Source organism: Archangium violaceum (assembly GCF_016859125.1).
Lineage (GTDB): Bacteria > Myxococcota > Myxococcia > Myxococcales > Myxococcaceae > Archangium > Archangium violaceum_A.
Genome location: NZ_CP069338.1, coordinates 7,730,665 through 7,753,958, shown reverse-complemented (window position 1 = coordinate 7,753,958; position 23,294 = coordinate 7,730,665). Strand labels below are relative to the sequence as shown.

Genomic DNA, 23,294 nt, shown 5'->3' with positions numbered 1-23,294 from the left:
TACCGAAATGCTGAAGCTGCCCATCTACATGGACAACCACGCCACCACCCCGATGGATCCTCGGGTGCTGGAGGCGATGATGCCGTACCTCCGTGAGGACTTCGGCAATGCCGCGTCGCGCAATCACGCGTTCGGCTGGAAGGCCGAGGCGGCGGTGGAGCAGGCGCGCAAGCAGGTGGCGGCGCTCCTCGGCGCGTCCGACAAGGAGATCGTCTTCACCTCGGGCGCCACCGAGTCGGACAACCTGGCCATCAAGGGCGTGGTCGAGTTCTACAAGGACAAGGGTGACCACATCATCACCCTGAAGACCGAGCACAAGGCGGTGCTCGACACCTGCAAGCGCCTGGAGCGCATCCGTCAGGAGCGCCTGGACGAGCTGAAGCAGATGCGGTTGGGCCAGCTCACCGGCGCGCCCGTGTCGCGCGACAACCTGGCCGAGCTGTCCATCAAGCACGACCTGGACAATGATCCGGTGTACCGCCAGTGGGCCGAGCTGCCCACGGGTGGCGCGCGCGTCACCTACCTGGAAGTGGAGAAGGATGGCCGGATCGATCTGAAGAAGCTCGAGGCGGCCATGACCGACAAGACCATCCTGGTGTCGATCATGCTCGCCAACAACGAGATCGGCACCGTGCAGCCCATCGCGGAGATCGGCAAGCTGTGCCGCCAGAAAGGCATCCTCTTCCACTGCGACGCGGTGCAGGGCATCGGCAAGGTGCCATTCAACGTGGAGCAGATGAACGTCGACCTGGCGTCCATCTCGGCGCACAAGATGTACGGCCCCAAGGGAGTGGGCGCGCTCTACGTGCGCCGCAAGCCGCGCGTGCGCATCGCCCCCATCATCGACGGCGGTGGCCATGAGCGTGGCATGCGCTCGGGCACGCTGAACGTGGCGTCCATCGTGGGCTTCGGCAAGGCGGCGGAGATCGCCCGTCAGGAGATGGCCGACGAGGCCGGGCGCCTGCTGCGGCTGCGCGAGAAGCTGCGCAAGGGCATCACCGAGCAGCTGGACATGGTGACGGTGAACGGCTCGCTGGAGCACCGGCTGCCGGGCAACCTCAACATCTCGTTCGCCTACGTGGAGGGCGAGGCGTTGATGATGGCCATCAAGGACGTGGCGGTGTCCTCGGGCTCCGCGTGCACGTCGGCCTCGCTGGAGCCGTCCTACGTGCTGCGCGCGTGCGGCGTGGAGGAGGAGCTGGCGCACAGCTCCATCCGCTTCGGCCTGGGCCGCTTCAACACCGAGGAAGAGGTCGACTTCGTCATCAAGCTCATGGTGGACAAGGTGAACCGCCTGCGCGAGATGAGCCCGCTGTACGAGATGGCCAAGGAAGGCATCGACCTGAAGAGCATCGAGTGGACGGCGCACTAGCACCGTCCGGTGCCCTCCCCTGGTAGGAGGGCAGACGGGCCCCCTGCCCCGGCACGGTTGCCGGGCAACGGACCCGGTGACAAGGCTTCATAAGAGAGTACGGGAGCACCATGGCCTACAGCGACAAAGTCATCGACCACTACGAGAACCCCCGCAATGTCGGCACGCTCGACAAGCAGGATCCCAACGTGGGGACCGGTCTGGTGGGAGCGCCAGCGTGCGGCGACGTGATGCGCCTGCAGCTGAAGATCACCGACGAGGGCATCATCGAGGACGCCAAGTTCAAGACCTTCGGGTGCGGCTCGGCCATCGCGTCCAGCTCGCTGGTGACCGAGTGGGTGAAGGGCAAGACGGTGGACGAGGCGATGACCATCTCCAACAAGGACGTGGCTCGCGAGCTGGCGCTGCCGCCGGTGAAGATCCACTGCTCGGTGCTGGCCGAGGACGCCATCAAGGCGGCCATCGAGGATTTCAAGAAGAAGCGCGAGGCGCGGCAGAACAAGGCGTGAGCAGGACCGAAGGAGGAGGCGCGTGATGAACGAGCAGGCGAGTACCCAGACGAGCCAGACGCAGACGGCGCCTGCCACCCCGGCCGCGAAGCCGGCGAGGGGCATCACGCTGCACGACAGCGCGGTGACGCAGCTCCGGAAACTGCTGGAGGAGCGGCAGACGCCGGATGCGGGGCTGCGCATCGCGGTGAGGGGCGGCGGATGTTCGGGGCTGGCGTACGTGATGGAGTGGGCGGAGAAGCCGCGCGAGAAGGACAAGATCTTCGAGCGGGACGGGGTGCGGGTGTTCGTGGACCCGAAGAGCTACCTGTACCTGCTCGGCACGGAGATCGTGTACGAGTCGACGCTGATGGCCTCGGGGTTCAAGCTGAACAACCCCAACGTGAAGGGCTCGTGCGGCTGCGGAGAGAGCTTCTCCGTGTAAGCCCCCTCTCCCTCCGGGAGAGGGCTGGGGTGAGGGTCTGTGTTCAAGTGGGGCTCGGCCACGAAAAGCCGGGCCCTTTCGTTTTGCCCCGGAAGGGGGACGCGAAGTGAAGTGCTGGAACTGTGAGAAGGACACGGCGGGGCGCCCGTTCTGCGCGGCCTGCGGGAAGATCGCGGCCCGAGCGCCCGGAGCGACCCACTTCGACGTCTTCGGCCTGCCCCGGACGTACGACGTGGACGTGCCGGCGCTGGAGAAGCAATACCGGGAGCTCTCGCTGCAACTGCACCCGGACCGCTTCGCCCAGGCGGAGGCGCGCGAGCGCCGGCTTTCGCTGGAGCAGACGACGGCGCTCAACGAGGCCTTCAAGACGCTCAAGGACGCCACGAAGCGGGCCTTCTACCTGCTGAAGCTGCACGGGGTGGACCTGGAGAGGGAGGACGCCGGAGCGCAGAAGGACATGCCCCTCGAGTTCCTCGAGGAGGTGATGGAGCTGCGCGAGGCGCTCGACGAGGCCATGGAGGCCAAGGACCTCGAGCGGGCGAGGAAGATGGCAACGGAGGTGGAGGGCCGGCGCAAGTCCGCCCTTCAGGAGGCCGTGGACGCGCTGCGCACCCTGGAAAAGGGGGTGCCGATCGAGTCCTCGGTGAAAAAGGCATCGCACGCGCTGGGACGGGTGCGGTACTTCACGCGCTTCCTCGAACAGGTGGACGCGTTCGAGGAGGAGGTTCTGGCGTGAGCAAGAACGGCTACCTGCAGATTCACGACCCCCTCAAGCCCAAGGGGCATGCGGTGGGCATCGACCTGGGGACCACGAACTCGCTGGTGGCGAGCGTCATCCAGGGCAAGCCCCGCTGCCTGGAGGCGGACGAGGGAGGCGCGAACCTCCTGCCCTCGGTGGTGCACTACGGGAGGGACGGAGGCGTGGTGGTGGGCTCGCGGGCGAAGAAGCTCGCGGCCGAGCACCCCACGGACACCATCATCTCCGTGAAGCGCTTCATGGGCCGCAGCCCGGAGGACGCGGAGACGCGCAAGCTGGGCGCCTACAAGTTCGCCAGCGGCGGCAAGGTGGTGCGCTTCGAGGTGTCCGGCGGCCAGCCGGTGACGCCCATCGAGGTGTCCGGCGAAATCCTCCGCGCCCTCAAGCGCCGCGCCGAGTCCTACTTCTCCGGCCGGGTGGAGCAGGCCGTCATCACCGTGCCCGCCTACTTCGACGATGCCCAGCGCCAGGCCACCAAGGACGCGGGCCGGCTCGCGGGGCTCGACGTGCTGCGGCTCCTCAACGAGCCCACCGCGGCGGCGCTCGCCTACGGGCTCGACAAGGGCAGCCAGGGAACCTACGCGGTGTACGACCTGGGCGGCGGCACCTTCGACATCTCCATCCTCAAGCTGGTGGACGGCGTCTTCGAGGTGAAGTCCACCGGCGGTGACTCGGCGCTCGGAGGCGACGACTTCGACCGGGCCATCGCCCAGCGCGCGCTGGAGGCCATGGGCCAGTCCGCCCCCACCCCTTCGCTCGTGGCCGAGGTGCTGGCGGCCTCGCGCAAGGCCAAGGAGGCCCTCACCGACGCGCCCGAGGTGGAGCTCACCGTGGGCTCGCACCGGCAGACGCTCCGGCGCGAGGACTTCGAGGAGTGGATCCGCCCCTTCATCCAGAAGACGGGCGTGGTGTGCCGCCGGGCCCTCAAGGACGCGGGGGTGACGGCCTCCGAGCTGGACGGCGTCATCCTCGTGGGCGGCGCCACCCGGGTGCCCGCCGTGCGCCGCTTCGTGGCCGAGCTGTTCGGCCGGGAGCCGCTCAGCGACATCGATCCGGATCAGGTGGTGGCGCTCGGGGCGGCCGTGCAGGCGGACCTGCTCACCAACTCGGACCGGCAGGATGAGGTGCTGCTGCTGGACGTCATCCCCCTGTCGCTCGGCCTGGAGACGATGGGCGGGCTGGTGGAGAAGCTGATTCAGCGCAACTCCACCATCCCCACCGCCGCGGCCCAGGTCTTCACCACCTTCAAGGATGGGCAGACGGGCCTGGACGTCCACGTGCTCCAGGGCGAGCGCGAGCTGGTGGAGGACTGCCGCAGCCTGGCGCGTTTCACTCTGAGTGGGATTCCCGCCCTGCCCGCGGGTATGGCCCGGGTGGAGGTGCGCTTCCAGGTGGACGCGGACGGCATCCTCGCGGTCACCGCGAAGGAGCAGAGCACCGGCACCACCCAGTCCATCACCGTGAAGCCCAGCCACGGCCTCACCGACGAGGAGATCGAGCAGATGCTGCTCGACTCCATCGATCACGCGGAGGACGACGTGCAGGTGCGCCAGTTGCGCGAGCAGCGGGTCGAGGCCGAACGCGTCCTCACCGAGGCGGAACGGCAGCTCGGGCAGAACGCGGCCCTGCTGGCCGACGGCGAGCGGGACACCATCGAGGCGGCCATGGCGAAGGTGCGCGAGGTGGCGAAGGGGAACGACTCCCACGCCCTCGAGGAAGCCATCCACGCCCTCGACGAGGTGTGCAAGCCGTTCGTCGAGCGGGTGATGAACCAGGCCCTGACGAAGGTCGTCGCGGGCCATTCGGTCGAGGAGTTCTGACGTGCCCAAGGTCCACTTCAAGAGCCCCCTGGACGACACCACGGTGGAGGTGTCGGCGGGGACCACCCTGCTGGACGCCGCCGAGAAGGCGGGCGCCCAGGTGGGTCATTCCTGCGGCGGGGTCTGCGCCTGCTCCACCTGCCACATCTGGGTCCGCAAGGGCCTCGAGTCGCTCTCCGAACAGACGGATCAGGAGATGGACCGGCTGGATATGGGGTTCGACGTGCGCCCGTACTCCCGCCTGTCCTGCCAGACCGAGGTCGGGAATGAGGACGTCTTCGTGGAGATTACCGAAGAGTCCCTCACGGCCTTCATGGATGAGAACCCCGCCGTCCGGCGTCGGCTCGAGTCCGAGGGGAAATGGCCGTTGAAGAAGTGATGTTGAAACAACTGCTTGACGGGGACGGTTCAGGCATCTATACACCGCTCCCGTCAACGCGACGCACCGCTGCAACGCGCCGCTGAGACGCACCGCCTGCCCAGGTGGTGGAATTGGTAGACACACTAGATTCAGGGTCTAGCGCCTGCAAGGGCATGGAGGTTCGAGTCCTCTCCTGGGCACTGAGAAAGGCCCCGGCTGAAAAGCCGGGGCCTTTTTCTTTTTCCGGCACCCCGCCGTCCCCTCGGGCTCAGCTCGGGACGTGGACGGGCTCCACCGCTTCGTGGGCCACGTGGCTCGCGGCCTCGCGCGCCAGGCTGCCGCCCTTGCGCAGGTCCTTGATGCGGATGCCGCGCAGGCGCACGGAGAGCGCCCCCACCCCCACCTGACTCAGCACGGTGCCCAGATGGGTGAGCGTGGAGAAGGCCGCCGCGTCCTCCGGTGCGGCGCCCAGGTTGCGCGCCGCCCAGCTGGTGACGAAGTAGTAGATGCCCATGCCGGCCGGTACGCCGGGAAGCGACTGGCCGAGCGCGATGGCCCCCAGCACGACGGTGCCGGCGAAGAGGCCCCCGCGCACGCCGATGCCCCTCAGGGCCAGCCCATAGGCCAGCGCCGGCGCCAGCACCGGAGGGATGGAGAAGACGAGCGCCTTGGCCATGCCCCGGAAGCTGCGCGCGGTGCCCAGCCCCTCGGACACGTGCCCCAGCAGGTGCCGCACCCGCGGCAGCCGATTCTTGCGCTCCAGCATCCGGGCGAGCGGCAGCGCGTAGTGGGCCAGCAGCACCACCGCCACCACCAACCCCACGCACAGCCCCACCGCGATTCTCAAGGGCCCGGCGAAGTGGGCCATCTTCTCGCCGAACGGCCCCAGGAAGGACACGGCCACCAGCCCCATCAGCGCGGCGAACTCCAGCAGCTTGCCCACCGCCACCGAGCCCAGGGACTGCAGGAAGGGAATCCGCTGGGTGCGCGACAGCAGGAAGGAGCGGATGAAGTCCCCCAGCTTCCCGGGCAACGCGTTGTGGGTGAAGGCGCCGATCGCCACCAGGTGGTAGCGCTCGCGGTAGGGCACCGGCTTGCTCAGCGTCCTCGCCCACTGCGCCGCCCGCGCCGGGATGATGGACGCGGAGAGCAGCATGAACGGGATGAGCCAGGGCAGATGGCCCGGCAGCTCATGGACGAACTTCCGCAGCGAGAAGCGCGGAATGAGCAGGGGCCCCTCCCCGCCCAGGTTCCACCGGAAGAAGGCACTGGAGATGAGGAGAACGGACAACACCCCCCCCACCAGCACCGCCAGTGCCTTGAGGTACGTCCGGCCCGCTGGCAGCCTCATGTCGCCTCCGCCCACCTCGTCTCCGTCTCCGTGTACACGAGCGGACGGGAGCCATCGCGGTACACCTCGGAGAGTCGCTCGTGGAGCTGCGTGCAGTGGCTCAGCGCGGACAGGTCCACCGGGAGGCTGCGCGGCCAGCAGATGACGCTGGACGTCTCCGTGCGCGTGAGCCCGCCGTGCGAGCCGAACTCCCAGGCGAAGCCCACCGTGCCACCCCGCGACACCGCCTGCCCGAAGAGCACCAGGTCTCCCGCGGTGGGCATGTAGGGCAGCTCACGTAGGAAGTCCGCCACCGCGCGGCGCGAGAACTCCGTCGAGAGCGGCGCGCTGTCGATGTCATCCGGCCCGTACACGCCCCCGTCGATGACGGCCACCGCCGAGTCACCCCGCCGCATCGCCACGATCGCGATGTCCGGGTGGCGCGTGGCCCTCGCGAGCACCTCCGGATGGCGCGCCACCAGCTGCGCGGCCTCGAGCGGCTTCAGCTCCCGCGTCAGGTAGACGTGGGAGAAGTTGCCGGACTCGATCACCACCGGCTCCGACGGGGCATGGGGCCCCACGTCCACCGGGTGCGGGCGGCCGTCGAGCAGCCCCCGCGCCACGTCCTCGGAGAGCGGCAGCGGCTCGCCATGGAGGAGGACGTCCTCCAGACGTTGTCCCCCGCGCCGCTCGAGGGGGTGACTGTCCACGTGGCCGTGGTCCGTGAGGAAGATGATGTCGTAGCCGGGCTCCACCACCCGGGACACGGCGTGGAGCTCGGCGAGGTAGGCGTCCACGCGCCGCAGCTCCGAGAGCGCCTGATCCGAGTTCGGACCGCGGCGGTGGGCCACCTCGTCATAGTTGCCATAGACGAGGTAGATGGAGGGCACGCCGCGCACCATGTCCACCAGCGCCTTGGTATGGGCGAAGCTCCACCCGAGCCGCTGCAGGAAGACACGACTGGCGAGGAAGCCGCTCTCGTGACGCCAGTCCCGGAGCGCGCGACTCCAGCGGTACACCTCCGTGAAGGCATTCCACGCGTCATGCCCGAGCGAGCGCAGGTACGAGAGCGGCGTCTGCGTGCGCGCCGCGAGGATGCCTTCCATCTCGTACTTGAAGCCGCGCGCCATCATCTTGTAGCTGGCCAGCGTGCTCATGCACAGGCGGTTGTCGGCCTCGGCCTGGAAGAGCGAGAAGTACGTGTGCCCACCACCGGACAGCAGGCTCCTGCCGGGGCGGCATCCCAGACGCGACTCCACGGCGAGCGTGTCGGTCGGCGTGTTCATCTGGACCTTGCGACCGAGCTCCCGATCGAACCAGCTGTAGGCCGGCAGATTGGGATGGCGCAGACCGTAGAGGAAGCCCGCCTGGAAGAAGGGCGTGGAGGCAGGCGAGCCCCAGAATGCATCGTCCATGGCGTAGGCGCCGGAGCGAATGAGCTTCGAGAAGAATGGCATGCGCCCGGTGCGAACGGCCTCCACCAGGTGGGACCTGGGCACCCCGTCCAGATGGACGACCAGGAGCTTGCGTCGCCGGGAAACCGACAGAGGGCAGACCTTCGCCCCCACTCGCTTCACATATTCACGGGCCCAGGATTGCAACTGCGGATTGATCACTTCGCTCACGGTCTCGCCTCCCCTCCCCCCGCGGCCATGATGCGCACTCGTGAACCCAGCAGCCGTGCGATACGCCCGGGTCCGTTGGACAGCAGCCGATCGGGCACGGACCTTGAACAGGACAATGGTCCACCCCCTTGTCGACGTGCCACCTTGTACGGTGATGCTCACGACCGCGCTGCTGCTGACGACGCTGGCCACGGCCCCGACCGCGCCCTCGAGCGCCCTGCCCGCCACGGGCGCCGATTCCACGGCCTCCGCCCCGGCGGAGCCACCGAAGAAGGAGAAGGGCTTCGACGGCATCGTGCTCCCGCTGGTGAGCTACAACTCGGACCTGGGCTTCACGTATGGCGGCGTGGCCGGCGCCTATCTCTACGCACCGGGGCATGCGCCGTACCAGCACGGCATCGCCATCCAGGCGATGTTCACCAGCCGCGGCCAGCAGAACCACTACCTGCGCTACGACGGGCCGCAGCTCATCGGGCCCATGCGCCTGGAGCTGCGTCTGGAGTACCGGCGCGAGCTGCGCAGCCCCTTCTATGGGGCGGGCAACGTGTCCGCGCAGGACTTCAACGGCGACGAGAACCAGGAGCGCTTCAACTACACGAAGAGATCTCCGGGTGCATGGGTGCGTCTGCGCGGCCGGCCCTGGGGAGAGACCCACCCCTTCCAGTCCTACGTGGGCTACTCGTGGCGGTACACGGGGGTGGATCCGTTCGAGGCCTCGGAGCTGCAGAAGCTCAAGCCGGTGGGCATCGAAGGTGGGCCCACGGGACAGCTCATGGCGGGCGTGCTCTGGGACACGCGCGACAACGAGTCGGATCCGGTACGCGGCGGTGTGGAGGAACTGAGCCTGCGCGTGTCGGGGAGCGCCACGGGCAGCCGCTACCAGTACGCGGGCGTGACGCTGAGCGAGCGGCGCTACTGGCAGCTGGGCCCTCGCTTCATCCTCGCGCAGCGGCTGACGCTTGACGTGCTGTTCGGCGAGGTGCCCTTCTTCGAGTGGGTGAACACGGGCGGCGTGAGCACGTCCGAGGGCATCGGCGGCATGAGCAGCGTGCGAGGCATCGAACGCAACCGGTTCGCGGGCAACATCAAGGCCTTCTCCAACACGGAGCTGCGCTTCCGCGCCTTCGACTTCAACCTGTTCGGCGCCCCCGTCATCGCGGGCGGCGTGGCCTTCGTGGACCTCGGGCGCGTATGGCACCCGCAGGTGACGGACGGCCCGTGGTGGAAGTGGCACCCGGGCGTGGGGGCCGGCCTTCGTCTGAGCCGACGCGCCGCCGTGGTGCGCTTCGACTGGGCCATGTCCACCGAGTCGGGCCGCAGCCGCCTGTACCTCAACTTCGGCCACATGTTCTGAGCCGCGCGAATCACTGACAAAACCGGCTCCCGCGAAAAAAACAACCGTCAGGCGGCCCGCGCTTCACCGCGAGGCTGGGTTTGCAGGTTCGACGCCGTGCCACGCGGACACCGGGGGGAGTGATTGTCCAAGCGTCAGCCGTTAAACTGACGCGGCACTCACGGAAAGGACTGGTGCTGACGTGATTTCCTTCGATGATTCCCTGTGGCCGCTTCTGCTCGTGACGTTCGAGGGCGAGAGCTCGGACGAGGAATTCGCGTACCACCTGCAGCGGATGGACGAGTACCTGCAGCGGCAGGAGAACTACGTCTGCATCTATGACGCCACGAAGATGAAGTCCTCGCCGATGAACCACCGCCAGCTGCAGGTGGAGTGGCTGCAGAAGAATGACGCGGCGCTGCGCCAGTGGATGCTCGGCACGGGCTTCGTCATCACCTCGCCGCTGGCTCGCCTGGCGATGAGCGTCATCTCCACGCTCAACCGGCCGCCCTGCCCGAACACCAGCGTCGCCACGCTCCAGCAGGCGCTGGCGTGGGCCGCGGATCGCTTCCGGGACGAGGGCCATCCGCTGCCCTCGGTTCGCATCCGGACCCACTACGGTCTCGTCCACCCCCCGGCCAGGCGCGCCACGGTCAAGTAGCGGCGCGCTCCCGGCGTAACCGCTCTCAGCGAGCGCCTGGACGCCAGTGGCCCGCTCCCACCGGGGGCGGCTCCGCCACGGGACTCGGACCCAGGGCCACCTCACCCCAGCGGAGCACCGCCGCTCCCGCGCTGGACACGCTGCCGATGCTGTAGAGCAGGACCAGGTCTCCGGGCTTGATCCGGCCCGCCTGGGCGGCGTGGTACAGGTTGGTGGGCATCAACACCGGGCCCACGTTGGCGTAGAGCGGGAAGGTGTTGAGGGTGCGCTCCAGGGCAACGCCCAGCATCTTCGCGCAGAAGGACGCGTACCAGGCCAGCGGCGTGTTGAAGACGAAGAAGTCGATCTGCTCGAGCGACACCCCGGCGGCCCGAACGGCGCCTTCGCAGGAAGCACGCAGGCTGGACTCGGACACCACCTTGAGGGACTTGCCCGCCTGGGGGTTCGCCTTCAGGAACATGCGCGGCGCCTGGTCCGCTTCGGCCACCATCTCGTAGTACAGGGAGCCGCACGTCTCCGCGGTGTGCAGCGACTTGAAGCCGAGCACGCCGGAGCCCTCGGGCACGGCGCTCACCAGGAAGGCGGCGGCGCCGTCACCGCACGTCCAGCCCAGCGAGTCCGTCTCCGCCGTGTTCTGCGAGTAGCTGCAACCCACCACCACCAGCGCGTTGCGGTACTCGCCCGAACGCACGAGCGAGCAGGCCATCTGCAGGCCCACCAACGCGCCCGAGCAGGCGCTCTCGAAGTTCCACGCCGTCCCCCTGAGGCCCAGATCCCTGGCGAGGAAGGCCGCGTCCCCGATACCGACCGCCTGGGGCAGCAGCGAGGTGCACAACAGCAGTTCCACATCCCCCGGCGACATGGCCGCGGCGGCGAGCGCCTCGCGTGCGGCCCGGAGCTCCAGAGAGTAGACGGACTCACCGGGCCCGAGCACCCGGCGCTCCACCGTGCCCCGGAAGGGATCATCCAGGAACGGCGCCATCTCCTCGTTGAAGATGTCGCGCGCGCTCTCCGTCGTCTTGTGCGGCGACCAGACGCGGGACAGGGACTTCTGCTGGGCCTCGGCCAGCACCTGCGCGTGGTTCGTGCGGAAGTAGTCGTTGGTACGGACCGTCTCCGGGTACGCCAGCGCGAGCGCGCGGATGCCAACTCCCCCCTTCATCGCTCACCTCCCTTCTGGGACTCGGCGCCCTGGACGATGAGGTTCTGGATGCGGCGCATCCACGGCGCCGTCTCGTGGGGATCGATGGCCACGTCCACCACGAACGGGCCCCGTGCCGCCAGGGCCGCCTCCAGCGCCGGGTCCAGCTCCGGCTCGTGCTCCACGCGCACCCCATCCGCGCCACATGCGCGTGCGATGGACACGAAGTCCGCGCGGGGAATCGCCGTCTCGAGCGGCTGGAACCCCAGCGCCCGCATACCCTGCTCCACCATTCCGTACTGTGCGTCGTTCATGATGATCCACACTGCCGGGGCGCGGTACTGCGCCGCGGTACTGAGCTCGTTGTTCATCAACATCGAGCCATCACCCACGATGGCCACCGCCTTGCCGCCCCGCGCGAGCGCCAGGCCCACCACGCCCGAGGCCATGTGGCCCATCGAGCCGAAGCCCGTGCTCACCCGGTAGCGTCCGGGCTCCTCGAAGCGCAGGTGCTGGTTGCCCCAGGCGAACGCATTGCCCGACTCGGTCATCACCACCGCGTCGCTTCGATCGATGATCAACGACTGCACCCGCTCCATCAACACGCGCGGGCGCACCGGCCCCTCCTGACGAGGAGCCAGGAGCTCTTCCGCCGCCAGGCCCTCCACGGCCCGGGGCGCACGGCGCTGTGCCGGCAGCAGTCCCAACAGCCGATGGAGGAAGCCCTTCACCTCGGCCTGCACGGGCAGGACGCGCGCGGTGGGGTAGGCACTGCCGGGCACCTCCGGGTCCACGTCCACGTGGATGAAGCCCTGGGTGGGGATGAACAGCGGATTCCAGAACGAGGTGGGCTCGGAGAGACGCGAGCCGAGGACGAGCACGTGTTCGGGCCGGTGGGCGATGAAGTACCGGTCCACGGTGGCGTGCCCCCCCAGGCCGGTGCTGCCCAGGTAGAGGGGATGGCGCTCGGGGAAGATGCCCTTGCCCCGGGGAGAGGACATCACGGGTGCACCCAGGCGCTCGGCGAGCGCGCGGACCTCGGCCGCCGCGTGCCGGGCACCGAAGCCCACCCAGAGGACCGTCTCGCGCTCCGCCAGCATCCGCGCGATCTCCGCGAGCTCCTCCGGCGAACAGGCCGGGCCCCCTGGCCGGATGAGCGGCGACGAGGACGCGGAGGGAACCTGCGCCATCTGCACCGAGAGGGGCAGGCTCACGTGCGCGATGAACCCTCCCGGGCGGGCGAAGCCCGAGGCGAGCCGGGCGCATACCGTATCCAGTTCCGCCGGGTTCTCCACGGTGGTGGCGTAGTGGAAGAGCGGGCCCGAGGTGAACAGGCCCGACTGCGGCAGTGTATGGCTACTGGTCTCCTGACAGGCCCAGCGCCCGCGCTGCGCCGAGGACGTGCTCCCCGACAACACCAGGAGCTTCGCGCCCTCCCAGTGGCCAGCCGCCACCGGAGTCAGTGCGTTGAGCAACCCGGGGCCCGTGGTGGTGAAGAGCACCGTGGGCCGGCCCGAGGCGAGCGAGGATTCCACCGCGGCGAAGCCCGCGCCTCCCTCGTGCCGGAAGTGGAAGGCCTGAAGCCGGCTGAGCGCGAGCGCATGGGCCAGGGGGGCGATCGCTCCCCCCACCAACCCGAACGCGCTTCGTACGCCGAGCGCCTCGAGCCGCCCCAACAACACCTCCACGAAGGTGCCAGCCCGTGTCTCGGATGACGGCTCCGTGGGCGCCTGCACGAGCCGCTCGGAGCACACATCCTTCAATGCAATGACAGACACCGACCCCGACTCCGCCCTCTCTTCCTGATGCATAACGAGGGGAGCTACCAATCCTGGCCTCCTGACTGATACGCGCTCTGGTGAAGAATCTCGGCCTACCCGCGAAGGGCGGCACGGCGCGGGGACTCAGGGCGCGTGGAAGACGATACTGGCATGGACCGTCTGCGCCTGAATGCGCCCATCGCGAATCACGAACGTATCCGCGCCGTCCTGTACGGAAGCATGTGGAGTGTCGAGCGAGAAGGTGGCCAGCACGATCTCCCCCGAGATGGTGACCGACGACGGCTGGGGAATCACTCCCCCAAAGACAGACCCGAAATTCGTGAAGGCAATCCGCACCTGCTCACGTCCCTGGACCACCGAGCCCGGTAGGACGATCACCGCGTCCTCGGCGTAGTAGCAGAAGGCGAGATCCAGGTTCCCGGCGAGCAGCGCCTCCATCCGGCCCGCGAAGACCTCCTCCGCGCTGAGCTTCTTCGACAGCTTCGGACACTCGAAGGCGGGATCCTTGTCCTTCTTCGGCTCGGCCAGGCCCTGACCCGCCACCAGGAGGACCATCACGAACATCAGACGGGCGGAAAAGTTCGAGACGGTCATCCTCGTGCTCCCACATGTGCCGTGGCGGCGAAAATCTTGAACACGAGTATACACCAACGAGGTCCAATGACACCTGTCCCATGTTTTTTCATGAGAAATGACCCACCCATGGGTTGGTGTGAAATGACCCACCTCACAACCGGCGGAGCGAGGACCAGGGGAAGGGCTTCCAGAAGGGCGTGGCCACCTCGTGGACGTCCAGCGAGAACCAGGGGCCGTCCTTGCCCGGGGAGAGCACGTGGAAGTCCTGCGCGGGGGTGAAGCCCTGGCCGAGCAGTGCCACGCGCGCACCCGAGGCGTTGCGAGCCACGTCCAACACCAGCACCGCATGCCCCGGACTGCCGCCCAGCACGAAGAAGTCACCGGGCCGCACGTCCTCGCGCCCCGGCCGCCGCGCCTCGGCGGACAGGGACAGTGTCCCCGCGTAGGTGAAGACCAGGTCCAGGTACGCGCGGAACGAGGCTCGCGAGCCATCCACCGGTCCGTTCTTCACCCACGTCACCTTGGAGCCGGAGACCCGCGCACGCTCGCCCGCGGCGTAACGCGTCCAGGAGGCCGGGTGCCCGCTGGTGAAGCGGTAGGTGATGCGCTCCTTCTGGCCCCGCGACCACAACCACTCCGCATGCAGGCGGATGATGGAGTCCGCGCACTGCTGGAGATCGGCCGGGCCCACGTCCAGCTCCGCCACCGCCGCGAGCGCGGCGGCATCCCCGGCCAGGATGTCGTTGCCCCGGAAGTCCCGCACCGGAGCACCGGCCGGACGCAGCGGAAGCCCGCGCAGCCACGCCCCGAAGGAGCCCTCCTCGACGGCCACCCGCGTGTACCCGGATGGCGGCGGAATCGCCTCGGCGAGCGGGCGGATGGCGCGCTCCGCGGAGAGCCAGGAGTAGCGGGCCCGCTCGTCCTTCGTGGGCTGACGCGGCGCGGGCGGGGCCGCCACCGACCCGCCCGGATCCCCCAGGAGGGCGGAGAGCGATACGAGCAGCAACAGATGGTGGGCCGTCTTCCTCATGAGCCATTCGCCGGTGCGCACGGTCCCCATTCTGCCCGGGTAGCGGTGTGCCGTCTCCAGCACGGAAGCCATGAAGTCAGCGCGAGGAGCACTCATCACCCGGCCCTCCGGGGAACCTCCCGCCCAGGGGCTCCCCCGCTCACACCGGGCCACACGCGCCTCTGCCCCTCGAGCCGCCTTGCGGGAAGCTCGGCGCGGACCTCACCTTGCTGGGAAGACCCTCGCTACAAGGAGGCCGTCATGAGGGCTCGCTGGTCGAGCATGCTGCTGTGCGTCTGGCTCGTCGTCTCGCCGTTCATCCTCGGAGGATTCGGAGCTCCGGAGGCCCGGGCCAACACGGTCACCGTGGGCCTCTGCCTCTTCCTCTTCGTGCTGGTGGCCGATTCGATTCCCGCCTTCCGCTTCGTCGACACCGCGCTCGGCCTGTGGCTCGCCGCCTCGCCGTTCCTGCTCGGGTACAGCGACGAGATGGCGCCCACCGTGAACAGCATCATCGTGGGTCTTCTCGTCGCGGCCCTGTCACTCCTCCCGAGCAGGCGAGCCGGACAGCTGGCCCTGCGCACGAGGCGACCGCTCCACGCCAGGTGAGCCGGTCCCGCGGCCTACCGCGAGGCATCGAGCCACGAGCGCAGCCGCGCGTCCGGCTGTGCTTCCCCGCGCACGCCGGGCTCCACCTCGAGCTCCAGGGTGTGGAAGCCCCGCGCGCGGATGCCCTCCAGCAGCGCGGCCCGCTTCTCCGCGTCCGGGGCGAACAGGATGCACCCGTCCCCACCACCGGCGCCGGACTGCTTGCCCACGCACCCGTACGCCGAGGCCATGCCCAGCACCCGGCGCATCGGCTCGGTCTCCAGCGGGCCCAGCTCCTGGAGCAGCGCGTGCTGCTCGCGCACCGCCTCGGAGAAGGCGCGGAAGTCCCCGCCCCCGAGCCCCACTTCGATCTCGTGCCCCAGCGCGTCCGAGCGCTCCACGAAGGCCCGGCGCCCCGCCTCGCCCATCTTCGCCTCCACCTGCGAGATGAGCACCCGCGTCGAGGCGCTCTCCCCGGTGAAGGCGTAGCCCAGCGACACCCTGGGCACGGGCAGCCGCCACACGTCCACCGTGGGAGCCGCGTCCAGCGCCGCGCGGTAACCACCGGCGCTCGACGCCTCGATGAGGCCCGACACCTCGTAGCGCCGGTAGCGCACCACGCCGCCCGCGTAGCTCGCGGCCACGTCGCCACCACTGCCCTTCCCGCCCTGCGCCGCCGCGTGGGAGACGAGCGCCACCTTCAGCGCATCGAACTTCTCCTCCAACACGAAGCGCACCGCGTCCGCCGCGAGCACCGTGGCGCACGCGCTACCACCCATGCCCAGCTTGCGCCCGTTGGGGCCCACCGCCGACGGGGACACCGCCAGGTCGAAGCCCACGGACTCCCGCCCGTGCAGCCGCAGCGCCTCGTCCAGCGTGCGCGCCACGAAGGAGAAGCCCGGCGGAACCTCGCGATCCCACTTCACGCCCCGAGGCGTCGTCCGCCCCGACAGCGTCCCCTCCTCCACGCACACGTGCACCAGGCTGTCCGCGCGCCGACGCACCAGCGCCGACGTTCGCGGCCCCACCGCCGCCACACGCGACACGCCGCCCCACAGCACGGCGTACTCGCCGGACACGAACAGCTTCCCCGGGGCCGAGAGCGCGCGCTCCATCAGAACAGATGCTCCGTCAGCAGCACCGCGTCACCACCCGGCACGCACCGCACCACCTCGGTGGCGCCACACGCCCGCGCCACCGCCTCCGCCGCCACCTCGTTCGCCGCGTCCGTCAGGATGCAGGGGTTCGGCCCCGCGTCCAGCGTGAACCACACCGGCACGCCCTTCTTGCGCTGCTCGCGCAGCGAGTGGATCAGCTCCAGCGTCTTCGGCATCAGGTAGCAGAGCGGGGGATCCGCCGCGAGCGACGTGGCGTGCATCCTCCACGCGTTGCGCTCGCACATCTCGCCCAGCGCCTGCAGGTCCTTCTTCGCGAGGAACTCGCGCGCGCGCACCACCTCGGCCTCGGCGTCCTTCACCCAGGCCGGGTAGTACGGGCTCGTCTCCACGGCGTTCTTCATGCCGTCGCGCGACTTCACTTCCTTCTCGTCGCGGCTGACGATGGCCACCACCATGCGCAGCTGCGGCCAGTGCTTCTCGTCGAAGCGCTGCACCGCGTAGCTGTCCGTGCCGTCCGGGCGCTCGCCCCGCATCCACTCGCAGAAGCCACCCTGCACGCTGCGGCACGCCGAGCCGCTCCCCAACCGGGAGAGGATGCTCGCCGCCTTCGGATCCGCCGGCAGCCCCGCCGCCGCGCGAGCCGCCACCGCCAGCGCCGCGAAGCCCGCCGCGCTGCTCGCCAGTCCCGCCGACGCCGGGAAGTCCCCGCGCGACACCATCTTCGCCGGGCCGAGCTCGCGGCCCTTCACCTCCGCGCGAACCGCGTCCAGCACGCGCAGCACGCGGTCGCGTTCGCTTCCCTTGGCCACGTAGCCGTTGAGCTCCACCTCGTCGGCCGAGCCCTCGCCGAAGGCCACCGTCGTCCGCACCGCCAGCGGCGACAACGTCATGGAGAGACTCGACTGGTGGGGGAGGATGAGCGCGTCGTCGCGCTTGCCCCAGTACTTCACCAGCGCCAGGTTGGGATGGGCCCGAGCGGTCGCCTTCATGCCGCCCCCCTGGTTCCCTCGGCCCGCGGTCCCGCGAGCTGGCTGTCGAAGCACCGGATGCCGAGCCGCGTGAGCTCGTGCACCACCGGGCCCGTGTCGGTGAAGAGGCCAATGACGGCGCCGCCATCCCCTCCCGCCCCGGTCAGCTTGGCTCCCAGCGCGCCCATGTTGCGCAGCCGGTGCACCATGTCGTCCAACCCCGGCGACGACAGGCCCAGCGCCGCGAGCAGGCCGTGGTTGACGTTCATCACGTCGCCCAGGGCCTCCAGATCTCCCTCCTCCACGGCCTCGGCGCCCTCGGAGGCGAGCAGGCCGATCTCCCGGAAGATGCGCTGGTAGCGCTCCGACCAGCGCTTCTGGCGCTCGCGCAGCGCGCCCACCGTCAGCTTCGTGGGGCTGCGAGCGCCCGCCATCACCACCACCAGCTTCACCGGCTTGGGGCTCTCCACCACCTTCGCCCGGCCCTGCTCCGCGCCCGGCTTGCGGCGGTAGAGGATGAGCTGCTCCATGGCGCTCGTCGTGTGGTCCACGCCCGAGGGCGTGCCGTGGAACTCCTGCTCCATCTCCCACGCCACGGCCGCCACCTCGCTCGCGGACGTCTTGCGCCCGGCCGCCTGCAGCAGCACGCGCGCGCACGCCACCGACAGCGCCCCGGAGCTACCCAGGCCCATGGACAACGGAAGATCCGTATCGAACGACACCTTCACCCCGGGCTCGCCGCAAGCCGCCATCGCCCGTGCGAAGGCCGCCTTCAGCACCTTGCGCTGCTCCGGCGTCAGTGCCTCCGGAATGACGAGCTGGCACTTGTTCGACGCCTCGCCGCGTGCCCTCACGCCTCGCGACAGGGGACCGGCCAGCGCCGGGTAGCCGTACACCACGCTGTGCTCACCCAGCAGGATGACCTTGCCCGCACCGAAGCCAGACAGGGAGGAAGAGTCGTTCGTGTCCATGTATTTCCTGTTTCTCCCAGGGGAAGCGGGAGGATTCAGCCCTCGGTGCCCGTGGCCGCGCGGAAGTCCTCGGCCGACAGCGAGGCGATGATCTCCCGCGCCTTCTCCACCTTCACGTGGCCCGCCGTCACCAGCAGCTCGGCGATCTTCTCCACCCAGTCACCCCGCGCGCCCGCCGTCACCGCCACGCACCGCGCGTGCAGCGCCATGTGGCCCTTCTGGATGCCAATGGAGCCCAGCGCCCGCACCGCCGCGAAGTTCTGCGCCAGTCCCACCGCCGCGAACACCATGGACAGCTCGCGCGCCGACGACACCTGCAGGATCTTCATGGCCACCTGCACGCCCGGGTGGATCTTGATGGGACCGCCCACCAGGCCCAGCGCCATGGGCAGCTCGATGCGGCCCACCAGGTGCCCGTCATCCACGTGCCACGTGGACAGCGGCCGGTACTGACCGTCCCGGCACGCGAAGGCATGCGCGCCCGCCTCGATGGCGCGCCAGTCCTGGCCCGCGGCGATGGCCGCCGAGTCGATGCCGTTCATGATGCCCTTGTTGTGCGTGGCCGCCCGGTATGGATCCGCCAGCGCGAAACGGCTCGCCTGGTAGATGCCCTCGGCGATGGACGCACCCGGCATGTCGAAGTCCGCCAGCATCTCCACCGGAATCCGGCACGTGGCGCGCGCCAGCCGCCGGTCCGCCAGGTTGGAGAGGATGCGCAGGAACACCTTGCCGCCGGTGAGCTGCTCGAGCAGCGGCGCCACGCCCTCGGCCATGGTGTTGATGAGGTTGGCCCCCATCGCCTCCTGCGTGTCGATGATCAGGTGGACGACGAGCAGCGGTTCGCCGCGCGGGCCCTCGGGGGCCGGCAGGACGCGCACCTCGATGTCCTTGCAGCCACCGCCACGCTTCACCATGGACGGGTGGAAGCTGTTGGCCAGCGCGAGCAGCGCCTCCTTGGACGCGAGGATCTTCTTCGTCGCCTCGGTCGGGTCCCCATAGCGGGTGAGCTGCACCTGGCCGATCATCACGGGATCATCGGCCTCGGCGGAGAAGCCGCCCGCCTCGCGGACGATCTTCGACGCGAAGGAGACCGCCGCCACCACCGAGGGCTCCTCCACCGCCATCGGCACCAGGTAGTCCCGGCCGTTGATCTGCAGGTTCAGCCCGAGCCCCAGCGGCAGGGAGAACGTCCCCACGGCGTTCTCGATCATCTGGTTGGCCAGACCCGGCTGGAGCGCGCTGATGCCCTGGAGCTGCGCCAGGTCCATCTCGTCCAGGTTCAGCATCTGGGAGAGCTTCTCGTGCCGCTCCACCATCGACAGCTTGTGGAAACCAGACAACCGGGACGTCAGCGTTTCAGACATTCGTTTCTCCACTGCGGAAGGCATTTCGGGGGCCGCGGGAATAATCCCTACAGTGCCTCGAGCCAGTCCTTCAACTGGCCCATGATCACGCGGGGTTTACGCCTCAGCTCCTCGCAGTTCCTGCTGCCGGTGAGCACGAGCGCCTGACGGAGACCGGAGAGGATGATGGCGAGCGCCTGCTCGGCCCCTTCCAGTCCGCCTGTCTGCTGAGCACGGAAGAGAGGGAGCGCCATGCCCGCCACATCCGCGCCCAGCGCGAGTACCTTCGCCGCGTCCAGGCCGGTGCGCAGACCTCCCGAGGCCACCAGCCGGGGCTCCGGGCCCACCGCCCTGCGCACGGAGGCGATGGCCGCCGCGGTGGGGATGCCCCAGCTCGAGAACTCCGCGCCCACCTGGGCCTGCACGCCCGTGGCGCGCAGCTGCTCCACCCGCACCCACGAGGTGCCACCCAGCCCCGACACATCCAGGTTGCGCACCCCCAGGTCCACCAGGCGGCGCGCCACCTCGGGGCCGATGCCACACCCCGTCTCCTTCACCAGCAGACGCGAGCCGAAGACGCGCACCAGCCCCTCCACCACCTTGTAGCCACCGCGGAAGTCGCGATCGCCCTCGGGTTGGGTGAGCTCCTGGCCGGCGTTGAGGTGCAGCGCCATGCCGTCCGCGTTGATGGCCTCCGCCAGCCGCTGGACCCCGTCCACGCCCAGCTCCACCGCCTGGTACAGGCCGATGTTGCCCAGCAGCGGCACCGTGGGCGCCACCTGCCGCACCACATAGCTGTCCGCCGCCTGCGGGTTCTCCGCCATGGCGCGCTGGCTGCCCACGCCAAAGGCCAGCCCGTGCCGCTCGGCGAGCGTCGCCATGTCCCGGTTCACGACCCCGGCCCGCTCCGTACCGCCCGTCATGCCGGTGATCAGCAGCGGATAGCGCAACTTCTTGCCGAGGAACTCGGTGGAGAGGTCCACCTCGTCCACCGCCATCTCCGGCATCGCGCAGTGCACCAGCCGCACGCACTCCAGCAGCGTGGTGTTCTCCGCCGGTTCGACATCCCCAGTCGCGCACAGGTCGAGGTGGGCGTCCTTACGCTTCGCCGTTGCCTCCTCACCCATCACGTCCCGCCTGCCCTGTTTAGGAACCATGTGCCTGAAAAATTACAAGAACGCCGATAGTGTCCGATATTCTGGAATCCCTAGCAAGTAGGGCAAGCAGGCGCAAGCCACGCCTCTTCAACAGGGTCATACCCCAAGTCCGGATGGACCCCGAGGCAGGGGTGCCCGGGAGCCCTGGAGCCAGGATCCGCGCGAGCGAGAGGCCGAGCGATTGCCAGGCCGCCTGGAGCACCCTCCTCCTCGAGGGCTACTGCCAGCGCGTTTGACGCACCCCGTTGCCTGTTTACGTTCATTCAGACCCCCACAGAGGGAAAGGAAAGGCAAGGCAACGTCATGAGTGCTGGCGGAAGGTATGGATCGTCGATGCCCCCCGAGGGCCTGCGCGGGAGCGGCTGGGGCCACCGGCTGGGCAACGCGCTGAAGACGACGGTGCTGCTGGCCGGGCTCACGGCGCTCCTGCTGTTCGTGGGCGAGCGCCTGGGCGGCCCGCAGGGGCTCGTCATCGCGGGCTTCTTCGTCGTGGTGATGAACTTCGCCTCGTACTGGTTCAGCGATCGGATCGCGCTGGCCATGCATGGCGCGCAGCCGCTGGAGTACACCGAGGCGCCGTGGCTGCACCAGATGGTGGAGCGGCTGGCCGCGCGCGCGGGCATGCCCAAGCCGAAGCTCTACCTGCTGCCCACCCGGACGCCCAACGCGTTCGCCACGGGCCGCAACCCGGAGCACGCCGCGGTGGCGGTGACGGCCGGCATCGTGGACCTCCTGGATCAGCGGGAGCTGGAGGGCGTGCTGGCACATGAGTTGGCGCACGTGAAGAACCGCGACACGCTCATCGGCACCGTGGCGGCCACGCTCGCGGGCGTCATCAGCTACGCGGCGCAGATGCTCTTCTGGTTCGGCGGCTCCATGCTCAGCCGCGATGACGACGAGGACGGGCTCGCCCACACGCTCGGCAACCTGGGCGTGCTGCTGGTGGCGCCCATCGCCGCCACCCTGCTGCAGCTCGCGGTGAGCCGCTCGCGCGAGTACGGCGCGGATGCCACCGGCGCGGAGCTGTGTGGGGATCCGGATGCACTGGCGGACGCGCTGATGAAGATGGAGCGTGGCGCGGAGCTGATGCCCTACGATCGGGCGCCCGCCACCTCGCACCTCTTCATCGTCAACCCGCTGTCCGGCGGTGCCATCATGCACCTCTTCTCCACCCACCCGCCCATCCCCGAGCGGGTGCGCCGCCTGCGCGAGATGGGGGCCCGCCGGGGCTCGCCTCGCGTCTGGCGCGGCGCCTGGGCGTAGCACCCTCTCCCTTCGGGAGAGGGGACATCCACGGAGCCTCGGACTCCGTCCAGGGACTTCGTGGATACGCCACTAGCCCACGGCCGACACCGGCGGGGTGACCTCGGCCGGCAGCGAGGGGGCCACCTCGTCGATCTTGTCGAAGTGCTCGAAGGGGTTCTCCAGCATCTCGCGCAACGTGTTGGCCAGGACGCTGGCGTGGAAGCCGTCGATGAAGCGGTGATCGAACGACGCGTTCACGTTCATGATCTTCCCCGCCACCACCTTCCCGTTCTCCACCACCGCCGCGTCCTTGATGGCGCCCGGAGCGATGAAGATGGGCACGCGCGTGTAGGGCACCAGCGGCACGTACGCCGTGTCCAGCCCCAGCGAGCCCACGTTGGTGATGATGGCCGAGCCGAACGCATCCCGCGGCATGCCCGCCCACCGCATGTCCAGGTTCAGCGTGTACATGAAGAAGGACATCAACCAGGTGAAGAGGTTGAGGAACATGTAGGGGATCTTCTGAACGGTCCCCTTGCCCTTCTCCAGCATCTCGTCCTTGCGCTGGCGGACCTTCTGCACCGCCGCCTCGAGCTCGGCGGCGATCTGCCGCAGCGACTTCTGCTCCGCGTCGTCGATCTTCGCCGAGGTCAGGTCCACCTTCCCGCCATCCGTCTGCACCACCAGCGCGGAGACGGTGATCTGCTTGCGCAGGTAGATCTTGTTGAAGCGCAGGATGGCGTTGGCGTCCGGACAGCGGCGCAGCGCCTCGGCCATGGCCTTGGCCAGCAGGTGCGTGACGGTGAGGCGGATGCCCGTCTTCTGACGGAAGGCCTCGATGTAGGCCAGCGCCTTGTCCATCCGCAGCGTCATCGTCCCGTAGACGGTCGGGTCGTACGAGGTCTTCCAGCTTCCGATGGCGAGCTTGCGGAAGCTGGAGACGTTCTCCTTGGGAATGAGCTCCAGGTGAGCCATGACGCGGGGGTGCCTCCAGACGATGCGGGACCTCCAGCAATACCCCTTTTTCCATGCTCGGAGAAAGCCCCCCTGCCCCACTGACACCCGGGCCCTGCGAGCACGTCAACACATGGACTCCTGGTTTCCAGGAGCGGCTCACGCCCTCGGAACGGGGAGGACGGGCGAGGTAGGGCCCGCTCCGCCGGCCAGGGAGCGGGCGACGAGAGCTATTGACGTCCCGCCTCCTG

General features: G+C 69.1%; 22 protein-coding genes and 1 tRNA gene. 11 read left to right on the top strand and 12 right to left on the bottom strand.

Features of this window, described 5'->3' with window-relative positions; all coding sequences use genetic code 11:
- Positions 1–10: 10 nt before the first annotated feature.
- From JQX13_RS33250 to JQX13_RS33220, 7 genes are all read left to right on the top strand, one after another.
- Positions 11–1,372, top strand: coding sequence for an IscS subfamily cysteine desulfurase (locus JQX13_RS33250; RefSeq protein ID WP_239015405.1), 1,362 nt, complete (start codon positions 11–13; stop codon positions 1,370–1,372).
- Positions 1,373–1,482: 110 nt separating this feature from the next.
- Positions 1,483–1,881, top strand: coding sequence for a Fe-S cluster assembly scaffold IscU (iscU, locus tag JQX13_RS33245; RefSeq protein WP_203403490.1), 399 nt, complete (start codon positions 1,483–1,485; stop codon positions 1,879–1,881).
- 25 nt (positions 1,882–1,906) lie between these two features.
- Positions 1,907–2,305, top strand: a complete 399-nt coding sequence (locus tag JQX13_RS33240) for a HesB/IscA family protein (protein ID WP_203403489.1) — start codon at positions 1,907–1,909, stop codon at positions 2,303–2,305.
- A 169-nt stretch (positions 2,306–2,474) separates the two neighbouring features.
- Positions 2,475–3,041: a Fe-S protein assembly co-chaperone HscB gene (hscB, locus tag JQX13_RS33235; protein ID WP_239015403.1), complete on the top strand. Its 567-nt coding sequence runs from the start codon at positions 2,475–2,477 to the stop codon at positions 3,039–3,041.
- Positions 3,038–4,882, top strand: coding sequence for a Fe-S protein assembly chaperone HscA (gene hscA, locus JQX13_RS33230; RefSeq protein ID WP_203403487.1), 1,845 nt, complete (start codon positions 3,038–3,040; stop codon positions 4,880–4,882). The genes hscB and hscA overlap by 4 nt, the downstream gene beginning before the upstream one ends.
- Position 4,883: 1 nt before the next feature.
- Positions 4,884–5,261 carry a 2Fe-2S iron-sulfur cluster-binding protein gene (locus JQX13_RS33225; RefSeq protein ID WP_203403486.1) on the top strand — a complete coding sequence of 126 codons (378 nt, stop codon included), beginning with the start codon at positions 4,884–4,886 and terminating at the stop codon, positions 5,259–5,261.
- Positions 5,262–5,359: 98 nt separating this feature from the next.
- Positions 5,360–5,443, top strand: a tRNA-Leu gene (locus JQX13_RS33220).
- A gap of 68 nt (positions 5,444–5,511) precedes the next feature.
- Here JQX13_RS33220 and JQX13_RS33215 read toward each other — a convergent pair.
- Complete coding sequence (locus JQX13_RS33215) at positions 5,512–6,594, bottom strand: lysylphosphatidylglycerol synthase transmembrane domain-containing protein (RefSeq protein ID WP_203403485.1); 1,083 nt, start codon at positions 6,592–6,594, stop codon at positions 5,512–5,514.
- Positions 6,591–8,198: an alkaline phosphatase family protein gene (locus JQX13_RS33210; protein ID WP_203403484.1), complete on the bottom strand. Its 1,608-nt coding sequence runs from the start codon at positions 8,196–8,198 to the stop codon at positions 6,591–6,593. Before JQX13_RS33210 ends, JQX13_RS33215 begins: the two co-directional genes overlap by 4 nt.
- A gap of 154 nt (positions 8,199–8,352) precedes the next feature.
- On the opposite strand from JQX13_RS33210, the gene omp85 reads away from it, so the two are divergent.
- The gene (omp85, locus tag JQX13_RS33205; protein ID WP_203403483.1) at positions 8,353–9,552 is read left to right on the top strand and encodes an Omp85 family outer membrane protein; all 1,200 of its coding nucleotides are present in this window, start codon (positions 8,353–8,355) and stop codon (positions 9,550–9,552) included.
- A gap of 181 nt (positions 9,553–9,733) precedes the next feature.
- Complete coding sequence (locus JQX13_RS33200) at positions 9,734–10,192, top strand: hypothetical protein (RefSeq protein ID WP_203403482.1); 459 nt, start codon at positions 9,734–9,736, stop codon at positions 10,190–10,192.
- A gap of 25 nt (positions 10,193–10,217) precedes the next feature.
- On the opposite strand, the gene JQX13_RS33195 is transcribed toward JQX13_RS33200, so the two are convergent.
- The 4 genes from JQX13_RS33195 to JQX13_RS33180 form a co-directional block, all read right to left on the bottom strand.
- On the bottom strand, positions 10,218–11,354 hold the full coding sequence (locus JQX13_RS33195; RefSeq protein ID WP_203403481.1) for a 3-oxoacyl-ACP synthase III family protein: 1,137 nt from the start codon (positions 11,352–11,354) through the stop codon (positions 10,218–10,220).
- Positions 11,351–13,111, bottom strand: coding sequence for a thiamine pyrophosphate-dependent enzyme (locus JQX13_RS33190; protein WP_203403480.1), 1,761 nt, complete (start codon positions 13,109–13,111; stop codon positions 11,351–11,353). The genes JQX13_RS33195 and JQX13_RS33190 overlap by 4 nt, the downstream gene beginning before the upstream one ends.
- A 126-nt stretch (positions 13,112–13,237) precedes the next feature.
- Complete coding sequence (locus JQX13_RS33185) at positions 13,238–13,708, bottom strand: nuclear transport factor 2 family protein (protein WP_203403479.1); 471 nt, start codon at positions 13,706–13,708, stop codon at positions 13,238–13,240.
- Between the two features lie 133 nt (positions 13,709–13,841).
- A complete protein-coding gene (locus tag JQX13_RS33180; RefSeq protein ID WP_239014004.1) occupies positions 13,842–14,816 on the bottom strand; it encodes a DUF4846 domain-containing protein in 975 nt (324 codons plus the stop codon).
- Positions 14,817–14,960: 144 nt separating this feature from the next.
- Here JQX13_RS33180 and JQX13_RS33175 point away from each other — a divergent pair, with 144 nt between their 5' ends.
- Positions 14,961–15,308, top strand: a complete 348-nt coding sequence (locus JQX13_RS33175; protein WP_203403478.1) for an SPW repeat protein — start codon at positions 14,961–14,963, stop codon at positions 15,306–15,308.
- Between the two features lie 14 nt (positions 15,309–15,322).
- Here the strand turns inward: JQX13_RS33175 and JQX13_RS33170 are convergent, their stop codons facing one another.
- The 5 genes from JQX13_RS33170 to fni are packed head-to-tail and all read right to left on the bottom strand — an operon-like array spanning position 15,323 to position 20,814.
- Positions 15,323–16,402: a mevalonate kinase family protein gene (locus tag JQX13_RS33170; RefSeq protein WP_203403477.1), complete on the bottom strand. Its 1,080-nt coding sequence runs from the start codon at positions 16,400–16,402 to the stop codon at positions 15,323–15,325.
- Positions 16,402–17,394: a diphosphomevalonate decarboxylase gene (gene mvaD / locus JQX13_RS33165; protein ID WP_203403476.1), complete on the bottom strand. Its 993-nt coding sequence runs from the start codon at positions 17,392–17,394 to the stop codon at positions 16,402–16,404. Before mvaD ends, JQX13_RS33170 begins: the two co-directional genes overlap by 1 nt.
- Entirely contained in the window at positions 17,391–18,344 is a 954-nt protein-coding gene (gene mvk, locus JQX13_RS33160) for a mevalonate kinase (RefSeq protein WP_203403475.1), read from the bottom strand. The genes mvaD and mvk overlap by 4 nt, the downstream gene beginning before the upstream one ends.
- A 35-nt stretch (positions 18,345–18,379) precedes the next feature.
- Positions 18,380–19,708: a hydroxymethylglutaryl-CoA reductase, degradative gene (locus JQX13_RS33155; RefSeq protein WP_203403474.1), complete on the bottom strand. Its 1,329-nt coding sequence runs from the start codon at positions 19,706–19,708 to the stop codon at positions 18,380–18,382.
- A gap of 47 nt (positions 19,709–19,755) precedes the next feature.
- A complete protein-coding gene (gene fni, locus JQX13_RS33150; protein WP_203403473.1) occupies positions 19,756–20,814 on the bottom strand; it encodes a type 2 isopentenyl-diphosphate Delta-isomerase in 1,059 nt (352 codons plus the stop codon).
- A gap of 363 nt (positions 20,815–21,177) precedes the next feature.
- Between fni and JQX13_RS33145 the strand changes: the two genes are divergently transcribed.
- On the top strand, positions 21,178–22,107 hold the full coding sequence (locus tag JQX13_RS33145) for a zinc metalloprotease HtpX (protein ID WP_203412324.1): 930 nt from the start codon (positions 21,178–21,180) through the stop codon (positions 22,105–22,107).
- A 72-nt stretch (positions 22,108–22,179) separates the two neighbouring features.
- On the opposite strand, the gene JQX13_RS33140 is transcribed toward JQX13_RS33145, so the two are convergent.
- A complete protein-coding gene (locus JQX13_RS33140) occupies positions 22,180–23,064 on the bottom strand; it encodes a 2-oxo acid dehydrogenase subunit E2 (protein WP_203403472.1) in 885 nt (294 codons plus the stop codon).
- Between the last annotated feature and the right edge of the window lie 230 nt (positions 23,065–23,294).

Excerpts from the sequence above, each read along its gene's own strand:
- iscU (WP_203403490.1), top strand. The coding sequence starts at position 1,483 with ATGGCCTACAGCGACAAAGTCATCGACCACTACGAGAACCCCCGCAAT.
- JQX13_RS33240 (WP_203403489.1), top strand. The coding sequence starts at position 1,907 with ATGAACGAGCAGGCGAGTACCCAGACGAGCCAGACGCAGACGGCGCCT.
- JQX13_RS33215 (WP_203403485.1), bottom strand. The coding sequence starts at position 6,594 with ATGAGGCTGCCAGCGGGCCGGACGTACCTCAAGGCACTGGCGGTGCTG.
- omp85 (WP_203403483.1), top strand. The coding sequence starts at position 8,353 with ATGCTCACGACCGCGCTGCTGCTGACGACGCTGGCCACGGCCCCGACC.
- JQX13_RS33195 (WP_203403481.1), bottom strand. The coding sequence starts at position 11,354 with ATGAAGGGGGGAGTTGGCATCCGCGCGCTCGCGCTGGCGTACCCGGAG.
- JQX13_RS33185 (WP_203403479.1), bottom strand. The coding sequence starts at position 13,708 with ATGACCGTCTCGAACTTTTCCGCCCGTCTGATGTTCGTGATGGTCCTC.
- JQX13_RS33180 (WP_239014004.1), bottom strand. The coding sequence starts at position 14,816 with ATGAGTGCTCCTCGCGCTGACTTCATGGCTTCCGTGCTGGAGACGGCA.
- JQX13_RS33175 (WP_203403478.1), top strand. The coding sequence starts at position 14,961 with ATGAGGGCTCGCTGGTCGAGCATGCTGCTGTGCGTCTGGCTCGTCGTC.
- JQX13_RS33170 (WP_203403477.1), bottom strand. The coding sequence starts at position 16,402 with ATGGAGCGCGCGCTCTCGGCCCCGGGGAAGCTGTTCGTGTCCGGCGAG.
- mvaD (WP_203403476.1), bottom strand. The coding sequence starts at position 17,394 with ATGAAGGCGACCGCTCGGGCCCATCCCAACCTGGCGCTGGTGAAGTAC.
- mvk (WP_203403475.1), bottom strand. The coding sequence starts at position 18,344 with ATGGACACGAACGACTCTTCCTCCCTGTCTGGCTTCGGTGCGGGCAAG.
- JQX13_RS33155 (WP_203403474.1), bottom strand. The coding sequence starts at position 19,708 with ATGTCTGAAACGCTGACGTCCCGGTTGTCTGGTTTCCACAAGCTGTCG.
- fni (WP_203403473.1), bottom strand. The coding sequence starts at position 20,814 with ATGGGTGAGGAGGCAACGGCGAAGCGTAAGGACGCCCACCTCGACCTG.
- JQX13_RS33145 (WP_203412324.1), top strand. The coding sequence starts at position 21,178 with ATGCCCCCCGAGGGCCTGCGCGGGAGCGGCTGGGGCCACCGGCTGGGC.
- JQX13_RS33140 (WP_203403472.1), bottom strand. The coding sequence starts at position 23,064 with ATGGCTCACCTGGAGCTCATTCCCAAGGAGAACGTCTCCAGCTTCCGC.